This is a genomic window from Lysinibacillus sp. FSL L8-0312, assembly GCF_038003285.1.
Classification (GTDB): Bacteria; Bacillota; Bacilli; order Bacillales_A; family Planococcaceae; genus Lysinibacillus; species Lysinibacillus fusiformis_D.
In genome coordinates this window covers 1,821,712-1,848,358 of record NZ_JBBOOV010000001.1, presented here as the reverse complement: position 1 = coordinate 1,848,358, position 26,647 = coordinate 1,821,712, and the positions used below count along the sequence as shown (strand labels likewise).

At 38.5% G+C, this 26,647-nt stretch carries 20 protein-coding genes, 1 pseudogene and 1 other annotated feature; all 21 genes and pseudogenes read left to right on the top strand.

All coding sequences use genetic code 11. The features are described 5' to 3' along the window. Positions 1-140 precede the first annotated feature (140 nt). Positions 141-2,465 (top strand): endopeptidase La, encoded by a 2,325-nt coding sequence (gene lon / locus MHI22_RS09375; protein ID WP_058844880.1) that lies wholly within the window; start codon positions 141-143, stop codon positions 2,463-2,465. 4 nt (positions 2,466-2,469) lie between these two features. Beyond that, positions 2,470-3,051 carry a ribosome biogenesis GTP-binding protein YihA/YsxC gene (yihA, locus tag MHI22_RS09370; protein ID WP_036123963.1) on the top strand — a complete coding sequence of 194 codons (582 nt, stop codon included), beginning with the start codon at positions 2,470-2,472 and terminating at the stop codon, positions 3,049-3,051. Between the two features lie 138 nt (positions 3,052-3,189). Then, positions 3,190-3,363: a YjfB family protein gene (locus tag MHI22_RS09365; RefSeq protein ID WP_082673761.1), complete on the top strand. Its 174-nt coding sequence runs from the start codon at positions 3,190-3,192 to the stop codon at positions 3,361-3,363. Positions 3,364-3,503: 140 nt separating this feature from the next. Next, the gene (locus tag MHI22_RS09360; RefSeq protein ID WP_340811804.1) at positions 3,504-5,162 is read left to right on the top strand and encodes a hypothetical protein; all 1,659 of its coding nucleotides are present in this window, start codon (positions 3,504-3,506) and stop codon (positions 5,160-5,162) included. Between the two features lie 193 nt (positions 5,163-5,355). Then, complete coding sequence (locus MHI22_RS09355) at positions 5,356-6,804, top strand: S-layer homology domain-containing protein (protein ID WP_036123969.1); 1,449 nt, start codon at positions 5,356-5,358, stop codon at positions 6,802-6,804. 18 nt (positions 6,805-6,822) lie between these two features. Then, a complete protein-coding gene (locus MHI22_RS09350; RefSeq protein WP_340811802.1) occupies positions 6,823-9,744 on the top strand; it encodes a VWA domain-containing protein in 2,922 nt (973 codons plus the stop codon). Positions 9,745-9,942: 198 nt separating this feature from the next. Continuing rightward, positions 9,943-11,307, top strand: coding sequence for a glutamyl-tRNA reductase (gene hemA, locus MHI22_RS09345; RefSeq protein ID WP_036123975.1), 1,365 nt, complete (start codon positions 9,943-9,945; stop codon positions 11,305-11,307). A 197-nt stretch (positions 11,308-11,504) separates the two neighbouring features. Next, positions 11,505-12,317 carry a cytochrome C assembly family protein gene (locus MHI22_RS09340; RefSeq protein WP_231745107.1) on the top strand — a complete coding sequence of 271 codons (813 nt, stop codon included), beginning with the start codon at positions 11,505-11,507 and terminating at the stop codon, positions 12,315-12,317. An 18-nt stretch (positions 12,318-12,335) separates the two neighbouring features. Next, entirely contained in the window at positions 12,336-13,268 is a 933-nt protein-coding gene (hemC, locus tag MHI22_RS09335; protein ID WP_058844882.1) for a hydroxymethylbilane synthase, read from the top strand. Continuing rightward, the gene (locus MHI22_RS09330) at positions 13,258-14,019 is read left to right on the top strand and encodes a uroporphyrinogen-III synthase (RefSeq protein ID WP_141905008.1); all 762 of its coding nucleotides are present in this window, start codon (positions 13,258-13,260) and stop codon (positions 14,017-14,019) included. Before hemC ends, MHI22_RS09330 begins: the two co-directional genes overlap by 11 nt. Continuing rightward, positions 14,016-14,996, top strand: a complete 981-nt coding sequence (gene hemB, locus MHI22_RS09325; protein ID WP_036123992.1) for a porphobilinogen synthase — start codon at positions 14,016-14,018, stop codon at positions 14,994-14,996. The genes MHI22_RS09330 and hemB overlap by 4 nt, the downstream gene beginning before the upstream one ends. Further along, positions 14,997-16,289: a glutamate-1-semialdehyde 2,1-aminomutase gene (gene hemL, locus MHI22_RS09320; protein ID WP_058844884.1), complete on the top strand. Its 1,293-nt coding sequence runs from the start codon at positions 14,997-14,999 to the stop codon at positions 16,287-16,289. 307 nt (positions 16,290-16,596) lie between these two features. After that, complete coding sequence (locus MHI22_RS09315) at positions 16,597-17,043, top strand: CoxG family protein (protein ID WP_036124000.1); 447 nt, start codon at positions 16,597-16,599, stop codon at positions 17,041-17,043. Between the two features lie 171 nt (positions 17,044-17,214). Next, entirely contained in the window at positions 17,215-17,889 is a 675-nt protein-coding gene (locus MHI22_RS09310) for a valyl-tRNA synthetase (RefSeq protein ID WP_170829907.1), read from the top strand. Between the two features lie 272 nt (positions 17,890-18,161). Then, positions 18,162-18,420 (top strand) — a binding site (T-box leader). An 82-nt stretch (positions 18,421-18,502) separates the two neighbouring features. Further along, positions 18,503-21,148: a valine--tRNA ligase gene (locus tag MHI22_RS09305; RefSeq protein ID WP_036124012.1), complete on the top strand. Its 2,646-nt coding sequence runs from the start codon at positions 18,503-18,505 to the stop codon at positions 21,146-21,148. A gap of 224 nt (positions 21,149-21,372) precedes the next feature. After that, on the top strand, positions 21,373-21,531 hold the full coding sequence (locus MHI22_RS09300) for a hypothetical protein (protein ID WP_244504887.1): 159 nt from the start codon (positions 21,373-21,375) through the stop codon (positions 21,529-21,531). Between the two features lie 328 nt (positions 21,532-21,859). Continuing rightward, positions 21,860-23,140, top strand: a complete 1,281-nt coding sequence (locus MHI22_RS09295) for a bifunctional folylpolyglutamate synthase/dihydrofolate synthase (protein ID WP_196243747.1) — start codon at positions 21,860-21,862, stop codon at positions 23,138-23,140. Next, positions 23,137-24,387, top strand: a complete 1,251-nt coding sequence (locus tag MHI22_RS09290) for a bifunctional folylpolyglutamate synthase/dihydrofolate synthase (protein WP_089934699.1) — start codon at positions 23,137-23,139, stop codon at positions 24,385-24,387. Before MHI22_RS09295 ends, MHI22_RS09290 begins: the two co-directional genes overlap by 4 nt. 199 nt (positions 24,388-24,586) lie before the next feature. Then, on the top strand, positions 24,587-25,231 hold the full coding sequence (locus MHI22_RS09285) for a hypothetical protein (protein WP_058844888.1): 645 nt from the start codon (positions 24,587-24,589) through the stop codon (positions 25,229-25,231). 98 nt (positions 25,232-25,329) lie between these two features. Next, a complete protein-coding gene (locus MHI22_RS09280) occupies positions 25,330-25,923 on the top strand; it encodes a Maf family protein (RefSeq protein ID WP_036124089.1) in 594 nt (197 codons plus the stop codon). 33 nt (positions 25,924-25,956) lie between these two features. Then, a pseudogene (gene radC, locus MHI22_RS09275) lies at positions 25,957-26,430 on the top strand (RadC family protein); the annotation flags it as partial. Between the last annotated feature and the right edge of the window lie 217 nt (positions 26,431-26,647).

Below are 26,647 nucleotides of genomic sequence, written 5' to 3'. Positions count from 1 at the left end.
TTATTCATTCCTACATAAAGCCAGCTGTAACTTGAAGAAATTTTTGGCTCGCTTCAATAACTAGTGTGAATCAATTTTTTAAACACATACTAGTAGCGCGGGATGTGAACATGAAAATTTTGACGGAGGTGAATGCCCGCATGGTGACAATACAAAAAACAACAAATGTACCATTATTGCCTTTACGTGGACTTTTAGTATACCCATCGATGGTGTTACATATTGATGTGGGTAGAAATCGTTCTGTAGCGGCGCTAGAGCAGGCGATGTTAGAGGACCAAATGATTTTATTGGTGACACAAAAAGAAATGCACGATGAACAGCCAGAAGAGCAAGATTTGTATGCAGTTGGTACGATGGCTTTTGTTAAACAAATGCTAAAATTACCAAATGGCACATTGCGTATACTAGTAGAAGGGGTATCGCGTGCTACCTGGAATAACTACCGTGCGCTAGAGAAGTATACTGTTGTGGATGTTGACGTAAAAGAGGAGTCAATAGATAAAGATGTAGAAACGCAGGCATTGATGCGTACATTAATGACGTATTTTGAAAAATATGCAAAATCCTCCAATAAGATTACGACTGAAACCATCAACACTGTAACAGATATTGAAGAGCCTGGCCGTTTAGCAGATATCATTGCTTCTCATTTACCATTTAAGATTGCGGATAAGCAAGAAGTATTGGAAATGCTGAATGTAAAAAAACGATTAGATCACTTAATTATTCGTTTGCACGATGAACAAGAAGTGTTAGATTTAGAAAAGAAAATTAATTCTAAAGTAAAGCAATCAATGGAGCGTACGCAGAAGGAATATTATTTGCGTGAGCAAATGAAAGCTATTCAAACAGAGCTGGGAGACCGCGAAGGGAAGACTGGAGAAGTAGCGGAATTGCGTAAGCGTATTGACGAAGCGGGTATGCCAGAGTCAACAAAAGAGGCGGCACTGAAAGAATTAGATCGATATGAAAAAATACCAAGTGCCAGTGCAGAAAGCGGCGTTATTCGCAATTACATCGATTGGCTCATCTCATTACCATGGACAAATTCAACAGAAGATCGCATGAATATTGCCCATGCTGAGAATATTTTAAATCGAGATCATGATGGATTAGAAAAAGTCAAAGAACGAGTTTTGGAGTATTTAGCTGTGCGTCAGCTGAAAAATTCGCTTAGAGGACCTATTTTATGCTTGGCAGGACCACCAGGTGTGGGGAAAACATCGTTAGCTCGCTCTATTGCGGAGAGCTTAGATCGTAAGTTTATTCGTATTTCATTAGGTGGCGTGCGTGATGAATCTGAAATTCGTGGACATCGACGAACATATGTAGGCGCAATGCCAGGACGTATCATTCAAGGAATGAAAAAAGCGGGTACCATTAACCCGGTATTTTTATTGGATGAAATTGATAAAATGTCGAATGATTTTAGAGGGGACCCAGCAGCGGCAATGCTAGAGGTTTTAGATCCTGCGCAAAACAATACATTTAGTGATCATTATATTGAGGAACCGTATGATTTATCGAATGTATTATTTATTGCAACAGCCAATGATTTAAGCAGTATTCCAGGACCATTGTTAGATCGTATGGAAGTGATTTCCATTGCAGGTTATACAGAAATTGAAAAAGCGCAAATAACGAAAAACCACTTAATACCAAAGCAACTTAAAGAACATGGCTTGAAAAAAACACAAGTGGTAATGAAGGATGAAGCAGTCCTCGACATTATACGTTATTATACACGTGAGGCAGGCGTTCGTGGTTTAGAACGGCAAATTGCTACACTTTGTCGTAAAATCGCCAAAGTAATTGTATCTGGTGAGAAAAAACGAGTAACAGTTAGCTCAAAGTCTGTACAAGAATTACTTGGTAAACATCGCTTCCGTTATGGACAGGCTGAAAAGGAAAATCAAGTGGGAGTCGCTACAGGGCTTGCTTATACAACAGTCGGTGGAGATACACTTCAAATTGAAGTATCCTTAACACCAGGTAAAGGGAAGTTACAGCTAACTGGTAAACTTGGTGAAGTCATGAAGGAATCTGCTCAGACAGCATTATCCTATGTTCGTACGAAAATGGAACAACTTAATGTGGATGCAGAATATTTTGATAATCATGATATTCATATCCATGTGCCAGAAGGGGCTGTACCAAAAGATGGACCATCCGCTGGTATTACAATGGCAACAGCTATTGTCTCAGCGATTCTACATCGTCCGATTCGCCGTGAGGTAGGTATGACTGGTGAAATTACGTTACGCGGCCGTGTATTGCCAATTGGCGGTCTAAAAGAAAAAACATTAAGTGCTCACCGTGCAGGCTTAACAACGATTATTTGTCCAAAAGATAATGAACGTGACATAGAAGATATTCCTGACAGTGTGCGTGAGCAACTAACATTTAAACTAGTGTCGTCGGCTGATGAAGTATTAGCCTATGCACTGGACGGAGGTTTTTAGAAAAATGAAAGTCCATAATGTCGAAATGGTCATTAGTGCGGTAAGGCCAGACCAATATCCAGAAGATGGACTGCCAGAATTTGCATTAGCTGGTCGTTCGAATGTAGGGAAATCTTCCTTCATTAATCGAATGATTGGACGTAAAGCTTTAGCGCGGATTTCTTCGAAGCCTGGTAAAACACAAACCCTTAACTTTTATAAAATCGAAGAACAATTATTTTTTGTGGATGTTCCGGGTTATGGATATGCAAAGGTTTCTAAGTCTGAACGCGAAGCTTGGGGAAAAATGATTGAGCGTTACTTTACAGGGCGCCAGGAATTAAAAGCGGTTGTACAAATTATAGATTTGCGTCACCCACCAACAGCAGATGATCGCATGATGTATGATTTTTTAAAGCACTACAATATTCCTTGTATTGTTATTGCAACGAAGGCAGATAAAATCCCAAAAGGTAAATGGGATAAACATAAAAAAATTGTCAAAGAGACATTGGAACTGGAGAAAAGTGATCCACTTATTGTCTTTTCTTCGGAAACGGGTCTTGGCTTTGAAGAAGTTTGGGAAACAATTGAAAATAAAATGTAATGTAAAAACATCTATTGTGTCTAGTCGTTAGGACAGTAGATGTTTTTTGTCTTTTTACCAGTAAGATAAGTAGAAAATTGGGGAAAACGCTTGATGATTAAACAATTTGTCCGATAAATGAGATAGGAGGTGGACTAGATGGATATCGCAGCTTTATCAATGGCAATGAATCAAGCGACACTTATGCAAAATGTATCTTTAGCTGTTACGAAACAGGCTATGGATATGCAGCAACAAAACACAGAACAATTAGTTGAAATGTTAGATGCTCCACATCCAACAGCCGGACATACAATAGATATTCAAGTGTAATGCAGGCAAGGTAGCTTGAAGTTGAAAGCTACCTTTACTTTTAAGAATGTTTGAAACTTCTAAAATGTAACTTTTCGAATAAGAAAAACTACCAATAATACGATATACTATTACTAATATTTAGTAAGGAGGCAGGATTTTTGAGAAAGTATTCATACATACTAATGCTGATGTTACTGATGGTTATTGCTTTTTCCTTTAGCCAACCTGCAAAAGCAGCCCAATTGGTGACGGGGACCTTTGTCGATGTAACGTATTCAGAATATACAAAGCCAGATGGTACGATAGAAAAGCAGCTTAGCAAAGTGACATTGCAAAATGATCGTGGACGAACAGTCACATTCAATATTAATAAGAACACTCGTTTATCAATTAATAATACGTCTACGACTATTGAGGGCTTTAAAATGGGCATGGCAGTGGAAGCTGAAATATCCTTAAGAAGTGTTGTAGAACTTCGTGGTACATCTAATACACCAATAGAAACGAATGGAACATCAACTGGAGGTAGCGTTAAAACGTCGGCTGGTGTCGTAACGAGTATTGATCCAAATGGATTATTTATTATGGTAAAACCAGATGTTGGTGCAGAAACAACCTACTATATAAACAAAGAAACCAATTATCAAAAAGGCTCTTCAGCAACAGATATTAGTGCGTTATATGTTGGAGATCGAGTTAAATTAAGTTTTAAAAATAAAAATACCTCTGTGGTGACGAAAGTAGCCATTAGTGAAACAGGTACTCTAGTGGAAAACTTATACAAAGGCGAAATACAAGCGGTCAATCCAAATGCTAATAAATTAACCGTGAAAAACCAACATGCCTTTGTGAATTGGCAATTTGGCTCACAAACAACAAATGACCTTTCGACAATGTCTTTTACATCCAAGGTGCCAATATATGTTGGCAATACGAAAGTAGAGAAAGGTCAACTGAAAAATTATATAGGTAGTGAAGCATACTATGCGACAGTTAAACAATTTGGGAAAGAAGTCATTGAGAAGATTGTAGTATTGAAAAATAATGAGCGAACGTATTATGAGCCAATGCTTTCTGTAGATACAGATTATAAACTGTTGAAACTAAAAACAGCGGGCTCAATGTACTTCCATAATGGTACCATTTTAATTCGGAATGGGCGTTTAATTGAACCTACTGGGCTGATGGCGTATGGTACTGCTTTTGTCATTACAGACGGTGCTGCTCGTGATCATTATGCACAGGTGGTACAAGTGACAAGTGATAGCTTTATATCACCTAACTTAGCTGGTCATGAATTATATTATGGACGCTTAGCTCAAGCAGATGGTTATTTAATTGAGATTGACGATGCGATGAAAATTGAATCGAATGTTTTCAAGAAAACCGAACGTACAGTACTGTCAGTAAGTAATTCCACAAAAGCTTTAGTGGATGATGGCAATAAAACGTATAGTGTTATGCCGGATATTGAACTTTACTTATCTGAAGGTGATTATGGTTACTTCTATGTGAAGGAAGGGCATGTACAAGCACTTCATATTTTAAATAATGCTAAACCTGTTGCTCCATTAATGCTGACAGGGAAGCTACAATCAGTAAAATCTACGTACCCTGCTGTGCTAAATGTCAAGAGTGTGAGCCAATGGCAAAATGGTCGTTGGTATGAAGCGGGTGAAATGGTTAATGTGAATATTGACCAAGCGACGTTGATTAAAGCGGGAAAAGTCATTCAAGCTTCTGACTTACAACCATCCGATCGTTTAGTTGTCTTATCCGATCGATTTGTGAAAGCTCATTTTATTTTAGTAGATTAGCATAAAAGACAAAGAAAGAATCTGTGAGTCTAATGCGAATAGTATTTGCAAAAAGGCGATGTATACATGATCTGAAAAGAGGAAGGTACTTCGCATAGGCTTGAATACATTCGATAGACGAGCAGATTTTTTGTTAGTCATGAGACCAAGCTTCATTATGCACTTCATGCACAGTGAAAGAGAGGAAAAGCAAATGCAAAAATATTTATCCAAAATAACGTTGGTAGTTCTTGTTATTTTTGTAATTGGAACTACTATCCCGTTCAATGCATCGGCTGCTTCATTAGAAACAACAGGTGCTGTAAAAAACGAGTATACATATGAGGAAGCCGTGTTCCTGTCAGGGACACCAGTTATTTTTAAGGGAACAAGTAAAGATCTTAAAATTGCACAAAAGGAATCCAAAGGTAAGTTAACAGAAACGTATAGCATGAAGCTAACGGCAAGCAATGGGGCTACATTGACAAGAAATATTGCCTACGAATCTGATGTAGTAGATTATGCGGTACTCGGCCAAAAAACATCCAATGGTGAGGTTAAAAAGTATACGGAGAAAATTACGATTGGATCTATTACTTATACATTAGTCGATTATCAATTTTCTCAAGGAACGGTTACGGATAATCGTGCAGCCTCTGATTATTACTCAGGAAATGTAATCTCGCGAAAAACGTATGCATTTGAAACAGGAAAAGGAAAAAACGCAGTTCAAAACACAGTAACGATTGAAACAGATAGTCGACATGCTGGCTATGAAAATTTTTGGGGAGCAACAGAAACACAAATTACAGAGTCAGTTTATTCCTATAGTAATGGCAAGACAAGCCATGTGAAAAATCGTTTGTCTACAAGTAAATCACGTGTTTTAAATTATGAAGAAAACCTTGGTAGTTTAGGAAGTTTTGAGGGTGGCTATGCAGTTTTAAGTGAAAAGGATGTTATTTCAGAATACACTTATGATTTATCTTCTGGACAAAAAGGTACGCTTGATTTAGATACAGAATACATGCCAACGATCGAGCGCCTTATTATTCCTAAATTCCGTGATTTAACTAATCACTACGCAAAAGAAGCCATTGAAAAGCTATATTCTCTAGGAATTTATTCAGATTCAAGTAATTTCTTCTCTCCAAACACACCGATGAAACGCATAGACTTTACAACAGCAATTGGTAAAGCAGTAGATTTACGTGTGTTTGAAGAAAAGAAATCGAAAAAGACTGCAACTACAAGCGTGTTTAGAGATTTAAAGCGTTCAGTTAAAGATTATGGTTATATAGAGTCAGCCTTAAACAAAGGGATAATTAAGGGTGTATCTGCTGATTACTTTAAGCCAGATAGTGCCATAACAAGAGCACAGGCTGCTACTATTTTTGTTCGTGCCTTAGGCCTTGAAAATAGAGCACCAAATCCTGGCTATATAACGAAATTTAAAGATGAAAACCAGATTCCAAACTATGCAAGAGATGGCATCTATATTGCAAATGAAATTGGTCTTATGATTGGCGACTCGGCCGGTCGTTTTAATCCAAATAAACCATTAACTCGTGCAGAGGCATCAGTTGTTCTAGAGCGTTTCTTGAAATATTTAGAAGATGACTTAAAGCAAAACTATCGTGATGACATATTGTTCTTTAACTAAGGAAAGGACTGAACAAAAATGACCTATGTAAAAAAAGCACTGCTCACTACGCTTTGCTTCATGCTAATACTGATGACAGCAACGCCTGTCGTCACGCAAGCAGCTCCAACAATTAAAGATGTTCCTACAAATAGCAATAATTATAAGGCTATTTCTTGGGCAGTTGACAATGACCTAATGTCTTTGAACAATGCCAATAACTTTTTACCAAATGAACAAGTAACGGAACGAGAGCTTATCTTGATGTTTGCTAAGCTGGATCGTAACTATGCATTATCATATATTGATAGTGTTGCTTATAATTTCTATAGTGATTTTTATTTACCGTTTAATGGTACAAATGTGAATGCTAATCGAACAAAAGCCGTTACACGTGGCCAATTTGCTCGAATTTATGCTGCCTTTAAAGGCTTAGATTTAGATGAACCACAGGCTGTACAATATTTATATTCAAATGAACTATCTACAAGTAGTTCAGGCAAAAAAACATTTGCTAGTTTTAATCCTTCTACTAAACTAACACGTGGTGATGTTGCAACCTTTTTATATAGAGCTGTTCAAAATGGCAATTTTGCTGTACAAGGATTAAAACGTAGTGCAGCAGGTCGTGATAATGACAGTATCACTTTACCGCCTGGTTTCATGGGCTCCAACAGTTCTGATTTTGAAGTACCAAAGGATAATTCCAATGATTTTACTGGTCCTAGCAATGTTAATAATGCATTGCAAAGCATTGTGGTGGAAAAGCCAGATTTAATTGCGAACGATGTAGATTCTACACTTGTGACCGTATCGCTAAAGGCTTGTAATGGTGACCCGATTGCGGATGATAAATCGTATACGTTCAAAGTTACGTCATCTTACGGCACAATCGTTGATACATCTGGAGAAGCAGTTAAAACTGTCCAATCTGACGGCTCGACTGTATCAGCTATCGTTATCGCACCATCATTAACTAAATCAGTACGTGATACTATCTCTTTTGAGCTAGTGAATAATACAGATCCAGCTATGAAATGTCTTGTTGGGGAGAAGCTAAATGCAGAAGTTCGTTACGCACCACAGCCAGAATTACGTATTGATTATCAAGTATATGATCCTGCAAATTCAGATGATGATAATGGCAATGTGACACCTCCATATATCCCTTATGAAAAATTGCCAGAGTTCTTCACACAAAACTTAATTGATGTGTATGATCCAATTCCTTTTGCTTATGATGGGGATAAAAAGCTATTTAGTATTGGGCAGCAAACAAATGTAACAGATGCTTTGGGGAATGTACAAAATGTCTATTTGCGTTATGGTGGATCTGACCCTAGATATCCAGCATTAGGGTATGAACATGCAATATTACAATTTGAAAACTATGATATTTCCGTTTTCTTATTTGAAGAACTAATAAAAGGTCGTCTTCTCGACTCTGTGACTACACCTGCTAAAACTGAAATCATGTATATGATTTCGGAAGACGGTCGTCCAATTTATCGCGTTCAAGGGATTGATGATGATATTGCATCACAGGTTGAAAATATTAATCCGGTCGGCGCCATTATTCAACTTATGAAAGAAATGCCAGATGAAAAAAATCTAACATTAGAGCACTATGATAGTGTGATGAAAATTTATGCTATCTTCACTAACTTAAGTAACTATGACCGTACGGTGTTATTAAAATATCAAGGCGGGAAATTACTTGGGCAAGTAGAGGCCTACAAAAAACGTGTAGATGCATTGAAAGAAAGTGCCGATGCAGCCTCAAGACCATCTGGGAAAGATCGATATACAAAAGTTATGGTGACTTTAGTTCGCCCTGGTGGAGAGCCTGTGACGGATTATCAAGGAACCGTTAAAATTAAGTATGATGGCGTGGAAAAAACAGCTTCATTCATTACGAATACTTCAGATCCATTAAATAATACAGGTAGCCCAGGTACGGCCGTAGCCTACTTTGACTCAGTTATTTATGGAAAATCAAAAGTGGAGGCAACACTCGTTAATCCAATAGATCCTCGCTATGCAACAATTTTAAGGGGTTTAAAAGATAAAACAGTAACGAAAGATATTTTTACTAATCCATACTTTAGTAAAAATTCATGTTCGTTAGCAACAGAGATTGCCTATGTAGTCGACTATTCTTCTTCTATGAAGGCAGTTGATCCAACGAATTATCGTGGCAAAAAAATGATTGAGCTAATCAATCAATTGAAAGCAAAAAATAATATCGTCATCGAAACGAATACAAAAGCAACGGTTCTTGGTGAAGGGACGACAGATGCTGTGCTGAAGAAAGATCTTTACAAAGCATCCAAAGAGAAGGGTGCGACAGATATTTTTGCTGGTATTGATATCGCACTAACAAAATTCTCAAATGATACAAAAACAGCCAAAGCGATTGTCGTAGTATCTGACGGTAAAACAAGTAAAACCAAAATGACGAAGGTTATTAATGAGGCGAAAAAGCAAGGCGTTAAAGTGTACACTGTAAGTATGGGCAAAAAATCACAAGTAAATGATGCCACATTAATGCAATTGTCTACAGAAACTGGCGGAGCATATTTCCATGCGATTGATAATCTAAAATTGCATCAAGTGTTCCAGAAGTTAATTGATACTATTTTATGTAAAACACCTGCTTCAAGCTGTATCAACCCGGAAGATTTATTTGAAGAAACAAGCGTTTCGCTACGAAAAGGCTATCTTACAATGAGCGCTCGAGTTGATGGTAATTGTCAAAACGTTGATAAGATGAATGTACGCTACAATTCGATTAGTGGAGATGTCCAATTTGAATTACAAAAGCGTAGTGATCATGTTTATATGTTAACGAAAACTGTACAAACGATGCAGGACTTTAAAGTCAATAATGAAATCCAGTTTGTGGCATATGATAAAGATGGCAATATAATCGCGTTACAAACAGTTACAATTACAAATTAATAAGCAAACTGCCCCCAAACAATGGGGGCAGTTTTTTAATTTGAAACAAGACGTATAATTTGTTACACTTATTTTATAATAATTCTAATGTAGATGACGAATTGCAGTTCTTCATGACATGTTCACAAATTAGTGATGAACTATTGTCGAACTGTGCTATAATGAGATTTGTGAATTAGAACGTGTGAGGTGTTATTCATGCATACCATCGTAGTAGGCTTGAATTATAAATCAGCGCCTGTTGAAATACGTGAGAAGTTATCATTCATTGAGAGTGAACTACCACAAGCAATGGAAGCGCTGCAAAAGCAAAAAAGTATTTTAGAAAACGTTATTGTTTCGACTTGTAACCGTACAGAAATATATGCTGTTGTGGATCAATTGCATACTGGACGTCATTTTGTGAAACAATTTTTAGCCAAATGGTTTGATTTGCCTGTGGAGACATTTTCTTCGTATTTAACGATTCGTGAAGAAGATGAGGCAATCGAACATTTATTTAAAGTGACAGCTGGAATTGATTCAATGGTTCTTGGTGAAACGCAAATTTTAGGGCAAGTAAAAAAAAGCTTTTTAAGTGGACAAGAGATTGGTACAACAGGTACGGTTTATAATCAGCTATTTAAACAAGCGGTAACATTTGCAAAACGTGCACATAATGAAACAGCGATTGGTGAGAATGCAGTATCTGTTTCCTATGCAGCCGTTGAATTAGCTAAGAAAATTTTTGGCTCTTTACAACGTAAGCATGTAGCTATTTTAGGTGCAGGAAAAATGGGGGAACTTGCTATTGAGAATCTTTACGGTAGTGGTGTAGGAAAAGTTACTGTCATCAACCGTACATTTGAAAAAGCAGAAACTTTAGCAGCTAAATTCCACGGAGAAGCCAAGTCAATGAAGGAATTGCAATGTTCTCTCTTAGAGGCGGATATTTTAATCACTTCAACAGGTGCAACAGATTTTGTTATTGATTATGAGCTGATGCAATTTGTGGAACGTTTACGTAAAGGAAAACCTTTGTTTATGGTTGATATTGCTGTTCCTCGTGATATTGATCCACGAGTAGGCGACTTACCAAATGTTTTCTTATACGATATTGATGATTTACAAGGTATTGTTGAAGCGAATTTAGCAGAGCGTGAACGTGCTGCTGCTGATATTACAGATATGATTGGCAAAGAAGTTGACCAATTTAAAGATTGGGTAGCAACGCTTGGTGTAGTACCAGTCATCTCAGCGTTACGTAAAAAAGCTAATCGTATTCAAGAAGAGACGATGATTAGTATCGAAAATAAAATGCCAGATTTAACGGATCGTGAACGTAAAATTTTAAGCAAACATACAAAATCTATTATCAATCAATTGTTAAAAGAGCCAATTTTACAAGCTAAAGAATTGGCAAATGAACCAAAAGCAAATGAACAGTTACGTTTATTCCAACAAATTTTTGGTATAGAAGAGGCTGTTGAAGTTGAAGTTCAGGAGATGACAAAGCAAGATCTTGAGCGTAAAGAACGCTCAAAGGCATCTCAAACTTCTGCTGAGCCAAAGTACTCTTTCTAAAATATCCAATGTGTACGCGTAGCCAAAATGGTTGTACGTAAGTACTTCGCGCAATTGGATTCTCTACTGATATTACAAGAGGCGTTTTCGTATCTGTATGGTAAACTAAGGATACGAAAACGTTTTTTTTGTTTTCTGAGAGATACTAGCTTGACCATTTTACTACAAAGAAGGGATGTCTATTGGCTGATTTGACCATGACGAGACTATATGAAGTGATGATCGTCTTGTATGCGATCAGTCTAGTTTTTTACTTTACTGATTATTTTTATAAGCAAGTACGAGCAAGACGCATTGCTTTTTGGCTTGTTTCATTTGTATGGGTGATTCAAAGTGCCATTATTATTTTAACATTTGTGGAAACAAAGCGTTTTCCGATTCTATCCTTGTCCGAGGGAATTTTATTTTATTCCTGGTTACTTGTGACGTTATCGATTATCCTTCACTGTATTGCGAAGGTGGACTTACCGGTGTTTATTATTAATATACTAGGATTTTTATTCGCTAGTATCTTTACATTTATGCCTAAACGCCCTACAGGAGCCGTCGGAGAGACATTAATTTCGGAAATGCTTTTTATTCATATATCATTTGCGATACTGTCATATGCAGCGTTCACTTTAACATTCGTGTTTGCCATTTTGTATCTCGTTCTATATCGTTTACTGAAAAAGAAAAAGTGGACACATTTATGGACAAGATTACCATCCCTACAGCAAACGAGTAGCTGGATGAATATTTCATTTTTTATTGGGATTCCGATGTTATTTATAAGTTTAATATTAGGGTTTGAATGGGCACTATTAACATTAGAGAGTCTTTCGATTTTCGATTCGAAAATCATAGGGTCCTTCATTATTTTAATTTTGTATTGCTTTATACTATATGTGAATCGCAAAAGCAAGCTGACAGGAACAACTTATGCATGGGTACATATCTATGCCTATCTATTAGTTGTTGTGAACTTCTTCCTAGGAAGTAGTTTATCGCGATTCCATTTATGGTATTAGAAGAAAGGTTGGAGACTGTTGAGAAAAATTATTGTAGGTTCTAGGAGAAGTAAGCTAGCGCTAACTCAAACAAATTGGTTCATTAATGAATTAAAAGCGGCTGGTGCCCCATTCGAATTTGAAGTAAAAGAGATCGTAACAAAAGGGGATCAAATTTTAGATGTGCAGCTTTCAAAAGTAGGGGGAAAAGGATTGTTTGTGAAAGAAATTGAGCAAGCCCTCTACGATAAAGAAATTGATTTTGCTGTGCATTCTATGAAAGATATGCCTGCTGTGTTGCCAGAAGGGTTAGTGATTGGTTGCATTCCTCCACGTGAAGATGCACGTGATGCCTTTATTTCGAAAGGTCATGTTAAATTTGCAGAACTTCCTGCGGGAGCGGTAGTTGGGACAAGTTCATTACGTCGCAGTGCACAGCTATTAACAGTACGCCCAGATATCGAGATTAAATGGATTCGAGGAAATGTTGATACACGTTTAGCTAAGTTGGAGACAGAGGAATATGATGCAATTATTCTAGCAGCCGCTGGTTTGAAACGTCTTGGCTGGAGTGATGATGTAGTCACAGAGTTTTTACCTGTAGAACATTGTCTGCCAGCAGTAGCGCAAGGCTCTCTTGGTATTGAATGTCGTGGAGATGATGCGGAGCTATTAGCTGAGTTAGGAAAATTAACGGATCCATCCACTTGGCAAGAGGCACATGCGGAACGTGCCTTTTTGGCAGCAATGGATGGTGGCTGTCAGGTACCAATCGCTGGGTATGCCACTTCAAATGGGGGCGAAATGACATTAACTGGCCTTGTCGCAGCTCCAGATGCTTCTGTTTTGTATAAGGAAACAGTAGTAGGAACAGACGCACAAAAAATTGGGGAAGAGCTGGCTGCTATTTTAACAGAACAGGGCGCTTTCGAACTGATTCAACGTGTAAAGGCAGAGCAAGATGCCAAGTAATTTACCTCTAAAAGGTAAAACGATCCTTTTAACGGGGACATCTAAGACAACAACCATTGTCGACAATATAACAGCTTTAGGTGGCCATGCCATCATTGCCCCATTAATTGAAACATGCGAACGATTAGACAATCATGATGCTGAACGATTGAATTGTGCGAATCAATTTGATTGGCTTATTTTTACGAGTCAAAATGCTGTCGATGCTTTTGCTCGTAAAATGCTGCGGCATCATTTGAATGCCGATCACTTCCAAGGGAAAATTGCTTCCATTGGAACAAAAACAACGACAGCATTAGAAAAGCTAGGATTTCAAGTGAGCTTTATGCCTTCTGTATTTAGTGCTGATATTTTCGTCCAAGAATTTCCGAGTGTAGCAGGTAATCTTCCGAGATGTTTGTTTATTCGTGGAGAGAAGGCGAAAAGTACGCTGAAGGATGGACTGCCCTTTGAAGTAAAAGAGTGGACTGTTTATGAAACGAGGGAACGACATGATCAAACCTCAGTTATTCTCAAATGCATCGAGCAACATCAAGATGTCACGGTCATTTTTGCTAGTCCATCAGCTGTTGATGTGTATGCAAGGGATGTAGCATCACATGTTGGCTGGCGAGCAACTCGTATTGCAGCCATTGGTCATATTACGGAAGCGGCTCTTGAACAATATGGTGCTACTGTGGAGATTATGCCAAGTGTATATACCATGCAAGCAGTTATCGAAGAAATTATGAAAGTAGGGGACAAATCATGACAAAACTACAATTTCAAAGACATCGTCGTTTGCGTGCTAATGCAACGATGAGATCAATGGTAAAAGAAACATACTTACATAAAGAGGACCTGATCTATCCTATTTTTGTAATTGAAGGCGAAAATATTAAAAATGAAGTACATTCAATGCCTGGCGTTTTTCAATTTTCATTGGATAAACTAGAAGCTGAAATTGATGAGGTTGTAGCATTAGGAATTCCTGCGGTTATTTTATTTGGTTTACCAGCTGAAAAAGATGCTGTTGGAACAGGTGCGTTCCATGATCATGGCATTGTTCAAGAAGCGACACGACTTATTAAAGCACGTCATCCTGAGCTATTAGTCATTGCCGATACATGCTTATGTGAATTTACAGACCATGGACATTGTGGCTTAATTGAAGGCGATCAGATTTTAAATGACCCTTCATTAGATGTGTTAGCCCGTACAGCTGTGTCACAAGCAAAAGCTGGTGCAGATATTATTGCTCCATCTAATATGATGGATGGCTTTGTTACAGCAATCCGTGCTGGTCTAGATGAAGCAGGATTCGAGCATATTCCAATCATGTCGTATGCAGTCAAATATGCATCTAGCTACTATGGTCCGTTCCGTGACGCTGCAGATGGTGCACCGCAATTTGGTGATCGGAAGTCCTACCAAATGGATCCATCGAACCGTTTAGAGGCTTTCCGTGAGGCAGAGTCAGATATCGAAGAAGGCGCAGATTTCTTAATTGTAAAACCTGCCCTTAGCTATTTAGATATTATTCGAGATATGAAAAATAACTATCCATTACCGCTTGTTGCGTATAATGTTTCAGGTGAATATGCAATGATTAAAGCGGCTGCTATGAATGGTTGGATTGAAGAGAAAAAAGTTGTGCTTGAAACATTATTAGGTATGAAACGTGCAGGCTCTGATTTAATCATTACGTATCATGCAAAAGATGCTGCACGTTGGTTGGAGGAGAAATAAATGACACGTTCTTACGAAAAATCAAAGCAAGCTTATGCTGAAGCTGTTCAATTAATGCCAGGTGGCGTTAGTAGCCCAGTACGTGCATTCAAATCAGTAAATATGGATCCGATTTTCATGGAATCTGGCCACGGTGCTATTATTAAAGATATTGATGGCAACGAATATATTGATTATGTATTATCTTGGGGGCCACTGATTTTAGGCCATACTCATCCAGAGGTAGTGAAAGCAATTGCTGACACAGCAGCAAAAGGCTCTTCCTTTGGTGCGCCAAGCTATACAGAAAATCGTTTAGCTCAATTAGTTTTAGATCGTCTGCCAGGTATGGAAATGATTCGCTTTGTTTCTTCAGGAACAGAGGCTACTATGTCTGCCTTACGTGTAGCTCGTGGTGTTACTGGACGTGATAAGATTTTAAAATTTGAAGGCTCTTATCATGGTCATGGTGATTCCTTATTGATTAAGGCTGGCTCTGGTGTAGCCACATTAGGCTTACCTGACAGCCCTGGTGTACCGGCAGATATCGCTCGAAATACGTTAACAGTTGCCTACAACGATTTAGAAGGGGCAAAAACGGTGTTCGAGAAATTTGGTGCAGAGCTAGCAGCAGTCATTGTGGAGCCAGTTGCAGGGAATATGGGGGTTGTACCACCACAGCCAGGTTTCTTAGAAGGTCTACGTGCCCTTACAACGGAGCACGGTGCAATATTAATCTTTGATGAGGTTATGACAGGTTTCCGTGTAGATTATGGCTGTGCACAAGGCTATTTTGATGTCACGCCTGATATAACTACTTTAGGAAAAGTAATCGGTGGTGGTCTGCCAGTAGGAGCGTTTGCTGGGAAAAAAGAGATTATGGAGCAAGTAGCACCAGCTGGTCCTATTTATCAAGCAGGTACACTATCTGGGAATCCATTAGCGATGACAGCCGGCTACGAAACGTTATCACGCTTAGACCATAGTACGTATGATTACTTTAAAAAATTAGGTGATCTGCTGGAAGCAGGTTTCCGTGAAGCCGCAACAAAATACAATATTCCGCACACAGTTAATCGTGCTGGTTCTATGATTGGTTTCTTCTTTACGAATGAAGATGTTATTGATTTTGCTTCTGCTAAATCATCTGATTTACAATTATTCGCTGAATACTTCCGCCTGATGGCAGAGGAAGGGATTTTCCTACCACCTTCTCAGTTTGAGGGATTATTCATTTCCACAGCGCATACGGAAGAACATATTGCTAAAACAGTGGATGCCTTCCATAAAGTATTTGCACAATTAGCAAGATAACAAAGTTTAGGGCATGCTAGAAACAAATCTAGCGTGCCTTTTTTAGCTTAATTCAGCTTAAAGTGAAGCGACAGAGACAGAAAACCGCAAGCGCTTACGATTAATGGTTTTCTATGATAGAAGTCATTCTAGTACTTGAGCAATGAATGAGCAAAAGAGAAAGTATAGCATATATTAACTAGCAAATAAGAACTTCTATACTGGATGAAGGACCTGTTTTTGTTAAAATTATATCTTTCAGCATAGCCAAATTGTGGGCGATATCGTTTATAATATAGCTATTCATAATAGAAAGTAGTGAATTAATATGGCAACTGGCACACACATGGTCGAAGTACCCGTAGGAATTGATAATGTATGGGAATTCGTCAGTGATATGGAAAAATGGGCAAAGCTTGTCCCAGGTTATAATACACACGAAATGATTGATGACAAACATTCAACATGGACTTTTAAAGGCAATGTTGGCGTTTTGAAAAAAACGGTACAAGTAGAAATTACAATTTTAGAATGGGTAGCACCATCAAAAGTTACATTCGAATTAAAGGGTCTTTCTGATAATTTCACTGGAAATGGCTATTTCCTTGCAGAAAGCATTGATGCTGAAAACACAAAAATGACAGGCTTTTTAGAAGTCGTTGCTGGCGGCTTAGCTGGCCCTGTGTTAAATCCGATTTTTAAACCGATTGTACCAAAGGCAACACAAATGCTAACAGATCGTGTAGCTAATAAAATTAAATTAGTCAATGTTTAAATGGTAAGAACATCCATGAAAATGGCATGCTAGAAGTAATATTCTAGCATGCCATTTTTCTAGTAGTATCTATTTATAATTATGTTCAACTTGAAACACCCTAGCATACTATCCTTTAAATCGTCATATGATGCAAAGGGAGGGATTATTATCGAACAAAAAACTTGGAATATGCGAGAAACATTTTGTTTTCCTGGATATGGTTGCCCAACAGAATTAGCTGCTGTACAAATTAAACCACAGTGGCAAGCCATGCAGTTAGAGGATTCACTTCGATTAATGGGCATCTACCATATTACGGCACATGTTCGTTTTGATTTTCAAGATATGCAAGCATTTACAGGTGATGATAATTTAATTACAATTGATGCCCTTGATGTCCAAGGAGATACTGGTTATTTTGAGTATGCTGTCCCTTTACATGTGGATTTACCAAAAGAATCGGATGTCAAAGATTTAATGGTCAAAGATATTCGCCCTAGTCTGTCGAATCAGATGTGTCAGCTTGAGTGGACAGTTACAAGTATTTTTAACGAATATGAACCCGTTGTTGAAAATGATACTTTAGACAATCCACACCTAATGGCTCATGCTTTCGATCAAGAAGAAAAAATGGCTGTGATCGAGGAAAGTGTTCAAGTGAAACAACCTACCGCAGTAGCAGCAGCTTCACGCCAAGAGACCTCTACAACAGTTGACCAAAAGATAGTAATGAGAGAATCCTCAAGCCATATTGTTGTACGTGAATCCAGCACTTGGCATGAAGTGCCTTCCATGATTTGGGACCTAACAGAAGAGTATACACCGCTTAAAGTCCGTGTTTCAAATGATGTCTTTCAAAAGTAAATAGCAGAGAAGTAGTAGGAGCAATAAGAAGACTAAATCGCCTGATGTTGGCACAATAATGACACGGATGAACTGAAAAGCACAAATTGGCACAATAATGGTTCTACAATAAAAACGAACTTGTCGTAGCCAAGGAGGTAAAAGCCAAGGGTTATACTTGCGTCGACGCATTGAATTGTCACTTCCTTTTCTATTTACTTTACTCTTACTAAAAGATGACTAAATCACTTGAAAAATGACACGATTCTGCGGTACAATAAGGAAAATCAAATACAGATGCTATGATAGGGAAGAGTAAATTATGTCTACATTTTCAGAGAGGAAACGGTAGCTGAGAAGTTTCTATTTGTACTTAATTGAAGGTAGCCCTTGAGCAGCTTTAGTGAACTAACAGTAGTTAAAGCCGGTTAAACACCGTTACCGAATTAAGAGCCAGTAGGGAAGGCTGAGAAAATATGTCATTTAGCATTGATCTTAACCGCTGCTGGAATTAAAGGTGGTACCGCGAATTAAAACTCCTTCGTCCTTTTAGACGAGAGGAGTTTTTTTTATTGGGTAAAAAAATGAACAGCATTTCTTTACCAATAGTCTTCAAACAATAGGAGGAGTCAAGATGACAGAAAACATTTCAATGCCAACTAAATATGACCCACAGTCCATTGAAGCCGGTCGCTATGAATGGTGGTTACAAGGGAAATTTTTCGAGGCACAGCCTGAAAGTGGGAAAAAGCCTTATTCCATCGTTATTCCACCACCGAACGTAACAGGTAAATTACATCTTGGGCATGCTTGGGATACAACATTACAAGATATCCTTACTCGTATGAAACGCATGCAAGGCTATGATGCCCTTTGGTTACCAGGTATGGACCATGCAGGGATCGCAACACAAGCAAAAGTAGAAGCAAAACTGCGTGAGGATAATATTACACGTTATGATTTAGGCCGTGAAAAATTCCTTGAAAAAACATGGGAATGGAAAGAAGAATATGCTGGACATATTCGTGATCAATGGGCAAAGCTTGGCCTTGGTTTAGACTACACACGTGAACGTTTCACACTAGATAAAGGTCTTTCAGATGCAGTTAAAACAGTTTTTGTTGAGTTATATGAAAAAGGTTTAATTTACCGTGGCGAACGTATTATCAACTGGGATCCAGCAGCGAAAACAGCATTATCTGATATTGAGGTAATTTATCAGGATGTGCAAGGTGCATTCTATCATATGAAATATCCTTTAGCGGATGGCTCAGGATATGTAGAAGTTGCTACAACACGTCCTGAAACAATGCTCGGTGACTCTGGGGTAGCTGTTCACCCGAACGATGAGCGCTATCAGCATTTAATTGGTAAAACAGTTATTTTACCGATTGTAGGTCGTGAAATTCCGATTGTAGCTGATGACTATGTTGATAAGGAATTTGGTACTGGAGTTGTAAAAATGACACCAGCCCATGATCCGAACGACTTTGAAGTTGGAAATCGTCACAACCTAGAGCGCATTCTTGTGATGAATGAAGACGGTACAATGAATGATCTTGCTGGCAAATATAAAGGGATGGATCGTTTTGAATGCCGTAAGCAAATTGTTGCTGATTTACAAGAAGCAGGCGTGCTGATTCGTATTGAAGAGCATATGCATTCAGTAGGTCACTCTGAACGTTCTGGTGCTGTTGTTGAGCCATACCTTTCAGCACAATGGTTCGTTAAAATGCAACCACTTGCTGACACTTCCCTCGAGCTTCAAAAAGATGAAGAAGGGAAAGTAAACTTTGTCCCAGCTCGTTTTGAAAACACATATTCTCGTTGGATGGAGAATATCCGTGATTGGTGTATTTCTCGTCAATTATGGTGGGGCCATCAAATCCCAGCTTGGTATCATAATGAAACAGGCGAAGTTTACGTAGGAAAAGAAGCCCCAACTGATTCCGAAAATTGGACGCAAGATGAAGATGTACTCGATACTTGGTTCTCTTCTGCGCTCTGGCCGTTTTCTACAATGGGCTGGCCAGATGAGGCAAATGAAGAATATAAACGTTATTACCCAACCAGCACATTAGTAACGGGATATGATATTATTTTCTTCTGGGTATCTCGCATGATTTTCCAAGGCCTTGAATTTACAGGTCAACGCCCATTCAAAGATGTGTTAATTCACGGTTTAGTACGTGATGGCGAAGGTCGTAAAATGAGTAAGTCACTTGGTAATGGTGTAGATCCAATGGATGTTATTGAGCAATACGGTGCAGACTCTTTACGCTATTTCCTAGCGACTGGTTCATCACCTGGTCAAGATTTACGCTATACAACTGAAAAAGTAGAGGCAGTATGGAATTTTGCCAATAAGATTTGGAATGCATCACGTTTCGCACTTATGAATATGGACGGTATGACCTATGATGAAATCGACTTAACAGGTGAAAAATCCGTTGCTGACAAATGGATCTTAACACGCTTAAATGAAACGATTGAACGTGTAACTTCTCTTGCAGAACGTTATGAATTTGGAGAAGTTGGTCGTGAATTATACAATTTCATTTGGGATGATTTCTGTTCTTGGTATATTGAAATGGCGAAATTACCACTTTATGGTGAGGATGAAGTAGCTAAAAAGACTACTCGTTCTATTTTAGCTTACGTACTGGATCAAACAATGCGTTTATTACATCCATTTATGCCATTCATTACAGAAGAAATTTGGCAGCACTTACCACATGAAGGTGAATCGATTACAGTGGCTGCATGGCCAACAGTACGTGCGGATCTTCATTTTGCTGATGAAGCAGATAATATGAAGCTCCTAATGGATATTATACGTTCAGTACGTAATATTCGTGCGGAAGTGAATACACCGATGAGCAAAAAAGTACCGCTATTTATTTCAGCGAAAGATGCAGCAACAGTAGCTGTTCTTGAAGCGAATCAAGGCTATTTAGAAAAATTCTGTAATCCTGATACCCTCACAATTGGTGAAGGTTTAGAGGCTCCAGGTCAATCAATGACGGCTGTTGTCACAGGAGCGCAAGTGTTCCTACCACTTGTTGGTCTTATTAACTTAGAGGAAGAAATTGCTCGCCTTGAAAAAGAGTTAGAGAAATGGGCAAAAGAAGTAAAGCTTGTTACTGGTAAGTTATCAAATGAGAAGTTCGTATCGAAAGCACCTGAAGCGTTAGTCAATGCAGAGCGTGAAAAATTAGCAGATTATGAAAGCAAGCATGCTGTTGTGTTAAAACGTTTAGAAGAATTAAAAAATATGTAATGAGGAAGCAATGGATGGCTGTAAAGTCATCCGTTGCTTCTTTTTATATGGAGCAAAAGGTATGTGTGTAATTAGGTTAAAATATAGTGTTATTCGAATAATAAGTCTAATAGATTGGTGTTATCATTCGTTCAGTAGGATAAAAAACCTGAATGTTTTGGTAAATTGGGATGGCTAGCCCCCTTTTTGTAGAGCCTATTGTATGAAAAATGGAGGTGTTGAGGTTGACAGGACACATTGCCACAATTATTACGAAAGTCAATAAAGCATGTGATGAATTAGATTTTGTAAGTGCAAGGGTACTGATAGAAACGAATCTTTTGAAATTATTAGAAGCAAAGTATTATCGTTTATTAAATGCCAGTGGACGTGTGCTCTATTAGCAAATAAACCTCAACAGAATTGTATCCAGTTATCACGTACAGATTTATTAACGATTCAAAAAATAAATGAGTATTGCTCGAATTTCGATATTTAAATGTTAAAAAACCCCTTTGAATGAGTACAACGTCCAAATATTCTCCCGCTATTGACAATATGGGGGCTCTATTAGGTGCTCACCAAGTACATTAATTGAAAAAATAAAACTAACACACAGTCGCTAGCTGCGTGTTTTTTCGAGTGTTTTGCTATTTAACGATGTTATTAAACATTACTTGTACTAAAATAAAGGTATTGCAGTAAGAGGGAGTGTTTCTTTTGTTTAACACAATGAACGAATGTACAAAATTTATCTTTACATTAAAAGCAGTTGATCATAAACGTGCACCACTTGTCCTCATGCGAGAAGTACTTGCCCATTTAGGTCATCCGCACAATCAACTACGTGTAATTCATGTGGCAGGTTCAAATGGCAAAGGCTCTACGGTGAATGCCTTAAGAGAAATGCTACAACATGCGGGTTACAAAGTAGGAGCATTTACGTCCCCGCATTTGGAGAGAGTCAATGAACGGATGACTATTAACGGCAAGCAAATCTCGGATGAGCAATTTTTAGCCTATTTCAATCAACTAGCCAAAATTATAGAAGAACAATACAATGGAGATTTTCCCAGCTTTTTTGAGGTAGTCACACTGATTATGTTTCAATATTTTGCCCATCAAGGAGTAGATATAGCGATTATTGAAACAGGGCTTGGAGGACGTTTAGATGCGACCAATGTCGTCACGCCGCTTTTAGCGATTATTACAACGATTTCGCTAGAGCATACTGCATTTTTAGGTGATACATTCGCAAAGGTTGCCAGTGAAAAAGCAGGCATCATCAAAAGAGGCGTACCAGTTGTAGTAGGAGTTAGGAATGAGGAGGCATTAGCTGTTATTAAAGCCACGGCAGAGGAACGACACGCACCATGCTTCGTTTTAGGACAAGATTTTACGGTGACAAATAGTGAGCAAGGCACAGATTATCAGCAATTTACATATAAAAAAGAACAGGTCGTGATGATGGATGTACCTTTAAAAATGGCTGGTCCCCATCAAATTAATAATGCAAGTCTTGCTATTACGGCTCTACTTTTATTACGTGAAGACGGATACCTTTCCTTTGCTGATGATACAATTCGTCAAGGACTACAACGCGCACAGTGGGCTGGCCGTTTCGAGCAATGGCCAAATCATATTGTGCTAGATGGCGCTCATAATTCAGAAGGTACAGCTGCCCTAATCCAAACACTCAAGGATGTCTATCCTAACAACCAATATCGATTCATTTATGCAGCATTGGCTGATAAGGATCATGCCAACAGTATAGAGCTAATGGATGCTGTGGCGATTTCAATTGCTTTTACGCAAATAAACCTGCCCAATGCAATGCCTGCCGAGAGCTTAGCGATGTTATCGACACATGCACATAAAACTCATCACGAAGAATGGCTAGAAATTGTTCAAACTGTACTACATGAACGCCATGAAGAGGATATTGTGGTCATTACAGGTTCTTTATACTTTATAGCGGAAGTTCGACAATGGCTACAGGAGGAAGGACAATGATTCCAAAACTTGATCATTATAAAGAAAAATGGCATGTCAAAAGCGATGATGTGATTAAACCTGGTCTTGAGGCGATTGAAGAGGCCTTGTCCTTAGTAGGAAACCCCGAGCAAACATTGCGTGTTGTCCACTTAGCAGGCACAAATGGTAAAGGATCTACGTTAACGTTTCTGGAGGCAATTGCTCAAGAACATGGCTTACGCGTAGGCAAATTTATGTCTCCATGTATAGTGGATGTCCATGATCAAATTCAAATAGCTGGTCACCCTATAACGGAAGCTGAAATGGATCGAGTTTTTCAACAAATGCAACAGGCAGAGCTTAGTGAAAAACTAACGGATTTTGAATTACTAACTGTAGCTGCATTTTTACATTTTGTGAATGAGCACGTGGATATCGCGCTTATTGAAGCAGGTATGGGTGGGTTACTGGATAGCACGAATGTGGTAACACCGATTGTCTCCATTATCCCAAGCATCGCGTTAGAACATACAAAATTTTTAGGAGATACGCTTGCCCATATTGCCCGTCACAAAGCAGGCATTATTAAACGATCTCGCCCTGTCATTATAGGTGATTTACCAGATGAAGCTAAGCGTATTGTTGATGATGAAGCCGCTCGGAAAAATGCCAATGTTCTAGCATTAGGTCAACATTTTACTGTCAAATCAACAGCTGATGGAGAATGCTATACCAATGTAGTGCAACAGTTTCAAATAGCAAAACTAACTCGGTCTATGAAGGGAACACATCAAGCGAATAATATGGCACTTGCCATTACAGCATTTTTTGAAGTGGCATCTGTATTAGATGTATCTACGAGTGAAGCAGCTATACGTCAGGCAGTGCAAAGGGCTACTATTTTAGGACGTTTTGAAGAAATAATGCCCTGTGTTATTTTAGATGGTGCTCATAATCCAGCAAGTGCGGAAAAATTAGTGGAAACGATTCAATGTGAGTTTCCAAATGAGCGCATAACATTTGTTATCGGTATATTAGCAGATAAAGACGTACAGCAGATTCTCCGCCTTTTTGAGCAGGTCAGCGATAATTTTTATTTTGTTGATTTTGACAATCCGCGAGCGATGACTGCGCAACAAATGCTAACCCTTTCCAATGCAGCATCCAAAGCTGTCCTTGTGGATTATGTACCTTTTTTACAGGCGCAGTCACTAAGTCAGCAAAGAACAATCGTATCTGGCTCATTGTATTTACTAACAGCGGTACGTAATAGATTAAAAGAATAAACCGACTAGGACTCTTGAGAGGGAGTCCTAGTTTTTTTATAGCTAGAGACCATGTTTTCCTTTCAACAGTTCTGTAGCAAATCACAATTAACTCGCATTTACACTTCGTAATCTACATATACTTATATCATATTGAGTCATCGAATTTTTGCAACGCTACTAGTTGGATAGATCGGTGGAAGGGTGAGGTGATAGATGCATGAAAATTGTAAGTCATGTGATAAAAAAACAAATATTTCGAGCAATGATTATTGGTGGATTTGTTGGTTTATTAGGTGTGGCGATTTTTTTAGGCGTGTTACAGGCCAGTACACAGTTACCGTTAAAGATAAATGGTAGTGAAGTAGCAAATAATCAATCAAAAACAGAGACGATTCCAACTGCCGGTGAGACAACCAATACATCTAATGCCCCTATGTTTTTTGCCAGTCAAGCAGGTGTGTATTCGAATTATGAGAGTGCCAGTTCTTTTGTTGCGGAATACCCAGCATTAAAAGAGAGTGCGATTGTTCAGGTTGATGGAAAATTCTATGTATGGACAAGCATGGTAACAGAAGAAAGTCAGCTAGAATTTTTACAGGAACCCGCAACCTTTAAAAAAGCATTTACTGTCAGTGGCGCAAGCTGTAAGGAACCAACACTTGCAGAACTGCCAACAGCCTTAGCAGACAAAAAAGCTACAAAATTAAATTTTAAAGAAAATGGAAAGGACTCTACATTACCAGAGGATTGGCAATCAATTGGAGCGGCTGCCTCTACTATTTCCAACGATGTTAACATTATTCGACTGCATGTTTTTGCGCATTATCAATCTAAAAATACATGTCTTCAGGTGAAGTTTTAAGCATAAAAGATCGCGAAAGTATCATTATCTTGATTTTTTGAAAATTTTCAAATCGTCTATTCTTCGTTATCATAAGGATAAGGAGGAATGGTCAGATCATGTTGAAAACAAATTATAAGCTTGTCCTTGCTTCTGCGTCACCAAGGAGAAAGGAATTACTGGGCATGTTAGCACTTCCGTTTGAAGTAATGACTAGTGAAGTGGAGGAAACAAGTGTACAAGCCAACACTATGCAGGATTATGTAAAGGGAGTGGCTCTATTAAAGACGCGTGATGTAGCCAGAAAAGCACCTAATGCCACGATTATTGGTGCAGATACAATCGTGGTTTACAAGGATGAGCTACTACATAAACCAAAAACACGTGAGGAAGCTATTTCACATTTACAGCGATTGTCAGACAACAAGCATGTTGTTATGACAGCGGTAGCAATTATCGAACCAAATGGAAAAGAAACGATTTTTGTAGAGGAAACTACAGTTATTTTTCATCATTTATCACAAGAGTTAATTGAAGCCTATGTAGATTCTGGAGATCCATTTGATAAAGCTGGTGGTTATGGTATTCAGACAGTAGGCACACTATTAGTTAAACGAATTGAAGGAGATTATAACAATGTTGTAGGTCTACCACTTGCAGCTTTGTTTTCGCAATTGGTAGCACGACAAATTATCCAATTTGCGAAGGAGTGAGTATTTTTGCTGGAAGAGGTTTTACCAAGTTTGATGATACGTGATGTCCATATGGAGGATCGTCCTCGTGAACGGCTGTTACGGCAAGGGGCTGAAAGTCTATCCAATCAAGAGCTGCTCGCCATTTTATTGAGAACAGGGACGAAGGAAGAATCTGTACTTGCTCTTGCAAATAGAGTATTAAATGTGTTTGAACGTTTACATCATTTGAAGCATGCAACCATCGAAGAAATGGTGGCTATTAAAGGAATCGGTGAGGTGAAAGCCATTCAATTACTCGCAGCCATTGAACTTGGTAGACGATTGGCTCAAAAACAAAATATTGAGAAATTTACGATACGTTCTCCGCAAGATGCAGCAGCCTACTTAATGCCTGATATGACGTCGCTTAACCAAGAGCATTTTGTTGTTCTTTTTCTGAATATCAAGAATCAAATTATTCATAAACAGACCATTTTTATAGGTAGTTTAAACGCCTCGATCGTTCATCCCAGGGAAATTGTGCGCCCATAAGGGTTTATAAGGAATCTGCTTTCGCATAGCAGTAGGGACATATCACAAGCTTCACCCTATCATCAGCCAACTTATCTGAAAGGGAAACCGGACAGGGAGTGTAGCATGTTGGAAAAGCCATAAGTTACTTAATGACCGAAGTACGACTGAATGGCGAGATGAATTGTATAAATAAGGATAAAGGCTAAACTGCTTGAATGACAGCTCAAGG